Genomic DNA, 8,741 nt, shown 5'->3' with positions numbered 1-8,741 from the left:
GACCCGAGCAGCGACTCCGCCATCAGCAGCGGGACCGCCCAGACCAGGTTGGCGAGCACAACGGCGATGATGAACACACCGCCACCACCCGCTCCGACGTCGCGGGGGAATCGCCAAATGTTGCCGGTACCCACCGCCATCCCGATGGCGGCGGCCACGAACGCGAAGCGGCTGGAAAACACCTCTCGCTTCGCGCCGAATGTCTGACGCGCCATGATCAGGTTCACTCCGTTCAGCCGGTGGTTGGGGACGACCGCGCCCTGGCAGGACTGCGCCGCACCTCGCCGTCACCCTCCCCCGCGACGCCGGGAACAGGTCGTGTTCCTTAACGCGTGGCAGGTAATGTATTACACCTCACCCGCTGCGGCGCAAGGGGCGTGCCGGGAACTTCTCCGGCTGCCGGAGCCCGTCCCGGTTCACGTCGGAGTGGGGCCGGGAGGCCGCCCGTCCCCGGACGGCACGGCGGGTTCCCCACGTAAGTGTCCTGTCCACCGCCGCCCCCGCGGCGCGCGGCGACTCCCCGTCACCGGCCACTTCACCGAGGAGGCCGCAGCCCCCTGGGCCACCACAGCAAGGGTCCGCATCCGGTTGGCCGACGCGTGGGATGCCACGGCCGATTCCCGGCGGTGTCAGGCGTTGCCTTCCGTCCGGCCGGCCCAGATGCCGCGGCTGTGGGTGAGGTGCTTTCGCATGAGTTCCGCGGTCAGCTCCGCGTCGCCCGAGGCGATGGCGTCCACGATGGCGAGGTGCTCCTCGCCGGACTGGGTCAGCTCACCCTGGTCCGCCAGCTTCTGCAGGCCCTCCATGCGCGCCTGGTCGCGCAGCTGGCCGACCATCGCCACGAGACGGCGGTTGCCCAGCAGTTCCAGCAGGCCGAGATGGAACTGCCGGTCCAGGTCCAGGAAAGGGACGAGATCCCCCTGGCGTGCGGTGTCGGTGAGCTGCTCGGCGAGTTGCCGGAACCCGGCCACGGGCTCCCGGTCCGCGCGCTCGGCGAGCTCGACCATGGCCGGGACCTCCAGCATCGTGCGCAGCCGGAAGATCTCCTCGAGATCGTGGTCGGTGAGTACCGGAACCCGGAAACCCCGGTTGCGGATGATCTCTACCATGCCGAGATTGGCCAGATCCATGACGGCCTCGCGGACCGGCGTGATGGAGACTCCCAGCTCCGAGGCCACGTTGATGACGCTCTCCACCTGGCCGGGCTCGATCTGCCCCAGGACGATCCGGGTGCGCAGCGCCTCCCGCGCCTGCTGCCGGAGGCTGACCGACTGGAGCTGCGTGCCGCGCGCGAGCGCCGCCACCGGCCGAGAAGTAGTCATGCCCTATGCATAACACGGAACACCCGAGCCATACGACCGTCACCTCCTTGTCGTGAGACGTAAGGTGTAATACCTTACTGAGACTTTCCTTCCCTACGAGGCGGTGGAGGAAAACGCCCAACGAGGAACTGGGGTGCCATGAAGGCGATAACCGTCGGTGAGCGCGAGCTCCGTGAGGCCGTGACGATGAAGGAGGCGATCGATGCCGTACGGCGGGGCTTCGTGGATCTCGCCGGCGGGGAGTTCGAGATGCCCACCCGCACCGCGTTGCGGGACGGGCAGTTCCTGGTGATGTCGGCTCATCACCGCTCGACCGCGTCCGCCATGTTCAAGACGCTGAGCGTGAACTTCGAGCGCAAGCCCGCCATCACGGGCACCGTGGTCTGGAGCGAGACCGGCCGCCTCGACCACCTGGTCGCCGATGCCGGAGCGGTGACGGCCCTGCGCACCGGTGCGGTCGTCGGTGTCGCCACCGACCTCCTCGCCCCGCCCGATGCCGGGCGACTCACCCTGATCGGCGCCGGCGGACAGGCCCCCGACCAGGTCCGCGCCGTCCACGCGGTCCGGCCTCTGCGTCAGCTGACCGTGGTGGACGCCGACCGGAGCCGCGCACAGGCCCTCATCGGGGCACTGGAACCCGAACTGCCGGGGGTGGAACTCCTCACGGCCACCGACGCGGTGTCTGCGGTACGGCGGGCCGAGATCGTCTGCTGCGCAACCAACGCGACCAGCCCGCTCTTCCCCGAGTCGGCGCTGCCCGCCCAGGTGCACGTCAACGCCATCGGCGCGTACCGCCCCACCATGCGGGAACTGCCCGACGAACTGCTCGCCTCCAGCACCGTCGTCGTCGACGAACTGGATGCGGTCCTGGAGGAGTCCGGCGAGATCATCCACGCCCTCGAAGCCGGCGCCATCACCAAAGACGCCCTCACGGAGCTCGGCACCGCACTGACCGCCCCCACCGCCGAGTACGGCAAGCGGACCGTGTTCAAGTCCGTCGGCGTCGCCGTACAGGACTGGGCCATCGCCCGCCTCCTGGCCGACAAGTTCCTCGCCTGACCCGGCACGACCCGGTCCGCGATCCGCGATCCGCGGGAAGGACAACCTGCTGGTCGCGAGCGGGCACAGCATGCTCGGGGTCACCCTGGCGCCGGTGACCGCGGACATCATCTCCGCGGAGGTCACCGGAGGCCGGCAACGAGCCGACACGGCCCGCACGGCTCTCCCCTTCTCTCCGCAGCGCTTCGTCTCACGGCGTGGCCGGACTACGCCAGACGTTCCCTGAGCCGGTCGGCCGCGCACCGCTGAGTCCCGTTCCGCAACGCCCCCTTCTCCGCCGTTCGGCCGAGGCAGCGCCGGACCGGCCGCGCAGTCATGGCCGTTCGGCCGAGGCGGCTCTTCCTGTCGCGAGCGAAGACTGAGGCCCGACCTCCGTGAAGGTACGCGGAGTGACGGACCGAGCGAGACGGTGAGGGAGTCGGGCATGGCGAGTGTGGCGGACGCCGGGAGCCGGAGCGGTGCGGGCACGTGCGGACCGCCGCTGCGCGGCGCACGGACGAACGTACATCTGGCGTGGGTCACCGTCGTGGCCGTGGCCGTCCTGATCGCGACGCAGTGTGTCGCCTGCCAGGCGACGGCCGCTTCCGAGAGCCACGGAACGGCCCACACGGTCAGCGGCGCAGATCGCCTCACCGACGGGTCCCGCCACACCGAACGGGAGAAGTGAACGTGACCATCCGGGTGGTCGTCGTGGACGACCAGGACATGGTGCGCTCGGGGTTCGCCGCGCTGCTGTCCGCACAGAGTGACATCGACGTCGTGGGGGACGCACCCAACGGCAGGCTCGGCGTCGAGGTCGGCCGCAGCACGCACCCCGACGTGGTGCTGATGGACGTACGGATGCCCGAGATGGACGGGCTGGAGGCGACGCGGCGGCTGCTCGATCCGCCGCCCGGTGTGACACACCGGCCCAAGGTGCTGATGCTGACCACCTTCGACATCGACGACTACGTCTACGAGGCCCTGCACGCCGGAGCGAGCGGCTTCCTGCTCAAGGACGCGCCCGTCGCCGAACTCGTGCAGGCGGTCCGCGTGATCGCCGCTGGCGACGCCCTGCTCGCCCCCTCGGTCACACGCCGCCTCATCGAGGACGTGGCCCGGCGCCGCCCCGTTCCGCGCCGGGACGCCCGCCTGCGGCTGAACGGGCTCACCCCACGGGAGACGGAGGTCCTGCTGCTGGTCGCACGGGGCCTGTCGAACACCGAGATCGCCGCTCGGCTGGTGGTAGCCGAGCAGACCGTCAAAACCCACATGACCCGCCTGCTCGCCAAGCTCGGCGCCCGCGACCGCGCCCAACTCGTCGTCCACGCCTACGAGTCGGGAATCGTCGTACCCGGAACGCCCGCCTGATCGGCCGAACGGTGCGGCCCTCGCCCCGGCGCCGTCATACCCAGGTGTGACACCCGAGTTGGCACCCGGGTGTGATGTGCGGCCCCCTACCCACGCCCCAGCATCACCGGGCCCGACCACGGACCGGTACCGCAGGAGCGTGACACATGCACCAGCCCATCGACCTCGACCACATCCGCCACCTCTACCGCACCTACACCGACGACCTCGACCGGGCCCGCGAGCAGCAGCGCGCGCTCCTCGCGCCGCCCACCTCGATGAAGGCCCAACTCGACGACATCGAGGCGGAGATCACCTATCTGCTGCTGCGCGAGGCCCGCCCGCAGACGGTGGTGGAGATCGGCACCTTCCACGGCTGGTCCACCACCTGGATCCTGCGCGCCCTGCGCGACAACAAGACCGGGCACCTGTACTCGTACGACATCGTCGACCACGTCGTCCGGGAGGTTCCGGGCGAACTCTCCGAGGGCCGCTGGACCTTCACACAGGGGGACGCGCGGGAGAACCTGGAGAAGATCCCCGACACCGCGGACTTCCTCTTCATCGACGCGGCGCACTCCGCCGGCTTCGCCCGCTGGTACATCCGCGACCTGTTCCCGCGCATGCGGCCGGGCATCCCGGTGTGCGTCCACGACGTCTTCCACGGCCGCAGGCCGCTGCCGTTCACCGAGGGCGCGGTCGTCCTGCGCTGGCTGGCCGAGCGGGAGAACGCCTGGTTCACCGCTTCCCCGGCCCGTGCTCCCGAGATCCACGACCGGCTGGCGCACATCAAGCGGTCCCTCGCCCTGGGCCACCCCCTCCGGGACAGCCGCGACAACCCGATGCTCTTCTTCACGCTGCGGTGACGCCCCTCCACCACCCCCTACCAGGGTCGTACGCGGAGGTTGGCTCCCTCGTGTGATGCCGGGCAGCGCCCCCTCTCCCTAGCTTCCGCCCACCAGGCCGCCACGGAAGCGGCCGCCGGACGCAACGGAAGCGGGGAGACACACCGTGGGGCGCTTCAAACGCATTCTGACCGCCTGCGCGCTCGTGATGACGATGGCCGTGGGGACGGTGGGCTGGGCGTGGGGCGAGGTGCAGACCGCCGTCACCGGCCCGCCTCCGGGTACGGCGACGTGGACGGCCGACCGGGTGCTCGGCAGACAACTGCCCGACCCGGCGTCGGCGGCCCCGGCGCACGTCGCCCGCTTCTTCGCCGGGCTGACGGCGGATCGGCGCGCGCTGCTGGTCACCCGTCATCCACTCGTCGTGGGCAACCTCGACGGCGCCCCGCCCGAGCTGCGCTACGCCGCCAACACCCGGGCGCTCGCCGCCGAACGCGACCGTGCGCGGGCCCGCGCCGCCGACCCGGAGCTGTCCGCGGGCACCCGGCGCGAGGCCCGTGCGCAGGCGGCGACGTACGGCGGGCTCCTCGCGCCGGGCCGCCGCGTCCTCGCCTTCGACCCGAGGGGCCGCGGACAGGTCGCCGAGGTGTACGGGGACCTGCGGGCCGCCCGCCGGGTGGCGGTCGTCGTACCGGGGTCCGACACGGATCTGGGCTCGTACGACGCCACCGCCCGCATGGCTCGGAACCTGCGCGCCGAAATGGCCAGGCTCTCGCCCGGTGACCGCCCCGCGGTCATCGCCTGGGCCGGCTACACCACGCCGGTCGGCGTCGGCTACGACGCCGCCACCGGACGCCTCGCGGAGCTGGGGGCGCCCCGGCTCGTACGGTTCCTCGACGGCCTGGCCGCCACGACCCGTCCCGTGGCCCCGCCCGCCGTGTTCTGCCACAGCTACGGCTCGGTCCTGTGCGGCACCGCCGCCCACCGGCTGACCGGGCGGCAACTCTCCGACCTCGTGGTCGCGGCCTCACCCGGCATGCGCCTCGACCAGGCCGACCAGGTGCCCGTCGGCACGCGGCTGTGGGCGACGGCCCGGGACGCGACCGACTGGGTCCGGCGCGTCCCCGCCGTCGAACTCTTCGGCCTCGGCCACGGCACCGACCCGGCCGACCCCGGCTTCGGCGCCCGCATCGTCTCCTCAGCCCGCGCCGAGGGCCACACCGGCTACTTCGCGCCCGGCACCGCGTCCCTGCACAACTTCGCCGACATCGCGCTCGGCCACTACCGGGCCGTCACCTGCGCCCACGCCGCCTCGGACCCCGCAAAGGACTGCCGCCATGACCTTGTCCGACCTCCCCGCCCGATCCGCTGACGCGCGCGTCCCGCTGCCGCCGGCCGCGCACGCACCGCGGGCCACGACCCGTGAGCGGCTGCGGCGCGCGACGGCCGGGGCGGCCGCCCGTATCGAGGCCCGTACCCCCGCGCACCGCGACCGCGCCGTCGACGCACTGCTACGGCGGCGGCAGGCGCTGTGGGCGGCGGTCGTGACCGTCAACCTCTCCGCGATGACGATCTTCTGCTGGCACCAGACTGCCCTGCTCGCGCTGGCGGTGCCCGGCTCCCTCCTCGGCATCCCCGTCCCCGGGCTCACCACGACCCCGGACACCGCCGTCTGGCTCCTCGCCCGGATCGCCTGGCTGCCGCTCATCGCCGCCACCCTGCTCGGCATCGGCCGCCTCACCCACCGCTTCGAAGCGCCCTGGACCGGCATCGGGAGAGCCGGCCGCGCGACGGCCGCCGTGCTGGCCGCGGGCTTCGCGTGCTTCGCGCTGACATGCGTCGTGTGACCGGTCGGGGTGACGCGGCTGCTCACGTCGAGCACCGCTTCACAGGCGCTCGTCCAGCGGCTCTGCGGAGTCCGGTGCACCGCCCGGCAGCAGCCGGGAACTGCTCACGGTGAACCCGACCGCGGCCCCGCCGCCGGGTCGGGTTCCCGCGAAGACGGTGCCGCCGTGGGTCTCGGCGACATCGCGGACGATGGCCAGGCCGAGTCCGGACCCGGGCAGACCGCGAGCGGTGTCGGCACGGTAGAAACGGTCGAACACACGGGCCGCGTCGGCGGCGGCGATGCCCGGTCCGCGGTCGGAGACGGTGATCGTGCCTTTGCGGATGTGCACCGTGATGGGCTCCGCCGCGTCGCTGTCGAACTTGGCGGCGTTCCCCAGCAGGTTGCCCACGGCGCGTTCGAGGCCGTGCCGGCGGCCGTGGACGACCGAGTCATCGGCGTCGATGTGCACCAGCCGGCCGGCGCGCCGGTACACGCGGCGTGCGGCGCGGTGCGCCACCGAGGCCAGCTCGACGGACTCTTCGGCTTCGTCGCGGTCGCGGGAGAGGGCGAGTTCGACGAGCTCGTCGACCAGGTGGCTCAGCTCGCGTGTCTCGCCCTCGACGTCGTCGAGGAGCCGTTCGCGAGCGTGCGGGGAGAGTTCGCCGACGCGGCGCAGCACGCCCGCGTTGGTGCTCAGGCTGGTCAGCGGGGTCCGCAGCTCGTGGGCGGCGTCCTGCACCAGCCTCTCCTGTGCCTCGCGGGCGGCGGCGAGCCGACCGATCATCCTGTTGAACGACGCCGCGAGCCGGCCGACTTCGTCGCGTCCGTCCACCGAGACTTCCCAGGCGACGTGGCAGTCACCGCTGACTTCTTCGGCAGCCGCGGCCAGCCGTACGAGGCGCCGTGTGATGCATCGTGCGAGCAGCCAGCCCGCAATGGCCGCGGCGAGCACGACCGCGAGTGCACCCCCTGCGATCTGCTTGGCCATGCTGTTCAGCCCGTCGCGTGTCGGGCCGATCGGGATGGCCGCCTGCAGGGCCCCGCGGTCCCTGCCCAGCGCGACGATCCGCTGACAGTAGACGTCGCCGTCCACGACGATCTCGGTGGTCTCCTCCCCCTGCCCGGGCACACCGGAGGCGGCGAGGGCGCGTACGGAGTCGGACACCGGCAGCGCCACGTCCGGGCCGCCGAGATGGGTGACCGTGCCGTCACGGGCCACGACCTGCACGATCGCCTGCTCCGCCTCGCCGACCGTGCCGAGCCGGTCAGGAGCCGGGGCGAGGGCCTGGCCCCGCGTGTCCGCGTCGCTGAGGGCCTGGTGCGTGCTCTGCTCGTGCGCCATGGCCGTCGTCACCAGCCACAGCGTCCGATTGGCCTGCGCGACGACATGCTCGGAGGCGGCCCGGTAGTTGAGCACACCGACGAAAGCCGCCACCAGGACGCCGGCCACGGTGAAGGAGAGCGTGAACCGCGAGCGCAGACTCATGGCCGCCGCACCGCGTAGCCGACACCACGCACTGTGTGGATCAGTTCGGGCGCGCCGGCGGCGGCGAGTTTGCGCCGAAGATAGCTGACGTAGCACGCCAGGTTGTTCGTGTGCGGCCCGCAGTCGTAGCCCCATATGCGGTCGTAGATCGTCGAGTGGTCCAGCACGATCCCCTCGTTGCGCACCATCAGCTCCAGCAGGTCGAACTCGGTCTTCGACAGCGCCAGTTCCTCGTCGGCCCACCAGGCGCGCCGGGCGTACGGCTCGATGCGCAGCGACGCGATCCACAGAACGGCACCGGTCGGCTCGGCCCGCTGGTCCGTCGGTGACAGCGCGGCCCGTCGCTGCAACGCCCGCAGGCGAGCGATCAGTTCGGGGACCAGGAAAGGCTTGGGCAGATAGTCGTCGGCGCCCGCGTCCAGGCCGGCGACCCGATCCGGAGTCTCGGCCCGGGCGGTGAGCAGCAATACGGGGGTCCGGTCACCGTCGGCGCGCAGCACGCGGCACACGGCCATGCCGTCGACATGGGGCATCACGACATCGACCACCAGTGCGCTGAAGGTGCCCCGACGGGCTCGGCTCAGCGCCTCCACCCCGTCGACGGCGGTGACGACGTCGTAACCCTCCAGCTCCAGTGCCCGCGCCAGTGATTCGCGGATCGCACGGTCGTCGTCGGCTATGAGGACAGAGTTGGGCACGCCCACATGATGGCCCAGCACTCACACCGATCCCACACGAACTTGCGAGTAACGATTATCGGTTCGGCTTTCCGACCTGCACCTCTCGGCTCCCACCGACACACAGGCCCGGACTTTGCCGAACTTCCATGGTTCTCCGATGGACGTCACAGGCGCTTCGCCCACGATGAGGGC

The 8,741-nt window shown here is 71.7% G+C and carries 8 protein-coding genes and 2 pseudogenes; 6 read left to right on the top strand and 4 right to left on the bottom strand.

All coding sequences use genetic code 11. The features are described 5' to 3' along the window. Window positions 1–227 (bottom strand): annotated as a pseudogene (locus tag ABT063_RS43010) (hypothetical protein); the annotation flags it as partial. A 402-nt stretch (window positions 228–629) separates the two neighbouring features. Next, on the bottom strand, window positions 630–1,322 hold the full coding sequence (locus ABT063_RS43005) for a GntR family transcriptional regulator (RefSeq protein WP_351066405.1): 693 nt from the start codon (window positions 1,320–1,322) through the stop codon (window positions 630–632). A gap of 138 nt (window positions 1,323–1,460) precedes the next feature. Here ABT063_RS43005 and ABT063_RS43000 point away from each other — a divergent pair, with 138 nt between their 5' ends. The 6 genes and pseudogenes from ABT063_RS43000 to ABT063_RS42975 all read left to right on the top strand — a co-directional run. Beyond that, window positions 1,461–2,381 (top strand): ornithine cyclodeaminase family protein, encoded by a 921-nt coding sequence (locus ABT063_RS43000; protein ID WP_351066404.1) that lies wholly within the window; start codon window positions 1,461–1,463, stop codon window positions 2,379–2,381. Window positions 2,382–2,805: 424 nt separating this feature from the next. Then, a complete protein-coding gene (locus tag ABT063_RS42995) occupies window positions 2,806–3,048 on the top strand; it encodes a hypothetical protein (RefSeq protein ID WP_351066403.1) in 243 nt (80 codons plus the stop codon). Window positions 3,049–3,050: 2 nt separating this feature from the next. Continuing rightward, on the top strand, window positions 3,051–3,731 hold the full coding sequence (locus ABT063_RS42990; RefSeq protein ID WP_351066402.1) for a response regulator: 681 nt from the start codon (window positions 3,051–3,053) through the stop codon (window positions 3,729–3,731). Between the two features lie 146 nt (window positions 3,732–3,877). Beyond that, window positions 3,878–4,576 carry a class I SAM-dependent methyltransferase gene (locus tag ABT063_RS42985; protein ID WP_351066401.1) on the top strand — a complete coding sequence of 233 codons (699 nt, stop codon included), beginning with the start codon at window positions 3,878–3,880 and terminating at the stop codon, window positions 4,574–4,576. Window positions 4,577–4,763: 187 nt separating this feature from the next. Continuing rightward, entirely contained in the window at window positions 4,764–5,927 is a 1,164-nt protein-coding gene (locus ABT063_RS42980) for an alpha/beta hydrolase (protein ID WP_351066406.1), read from the top strand. A 115-nt stretch (window positions 5,928–6,042) separates the two neighbouring features. Further along, window positions 6,043–6,402: pseudogene (locus tag ABT063_RS42975) on the top strand (acyltransferase family protein); the annotation flags it as partial. A 39-nt stretch (window positions 6,403–6,441) separates the two neighbouring features. Here the strand turns inward: ABT063_RS42975 and ABT063_RS42970 are convergent. Together ABT063_RS42970 and ABT063_RS42965 are read right to left on the bottom strand one after the other, a co-directional pair. After that, window positions 6,442–7,869, bottom strand: coding sequence for a sensor histidine kinase (locus ABT063_RS42970; RefSeq protein WP_351066400.1), 1,428 nt, complete (start codon window positions 7,867–7,869; stop codon window positions 6,442–6,444). Further along, window positions 7,866–8,567: a response regulator transcription factor gene (locus ABT063_RS42965; protein ID WP_351066399.1), complete on the bottom strand. Its 702-nt coding sequence runs from the start codon at window positions 8,565–8,567 to the stop codon at window positions 7,866–7,868. The genes ABT063_RS42970 and ABT063_RS42965 overlap by 4 nt, the downstream gene beginning before the upstream one ends. Window positions 8,568–8,741: the final 174 nt, after the last annotated feature.

This window comes from Streptomyces sp. NPDC002838 (assembly GCF_040295365.1).
In the GTDB taxonomy this organism is placed as follows: Bacteria; Actinomycetota; Actinomycetes; order Streptomycetales; family Streptomycetaceae; genus Streptomyces.
Note: the sequence above shows the minus strand (reverse complement) of the source record. Positions and strands in the feature narration are given on the sequence as shown.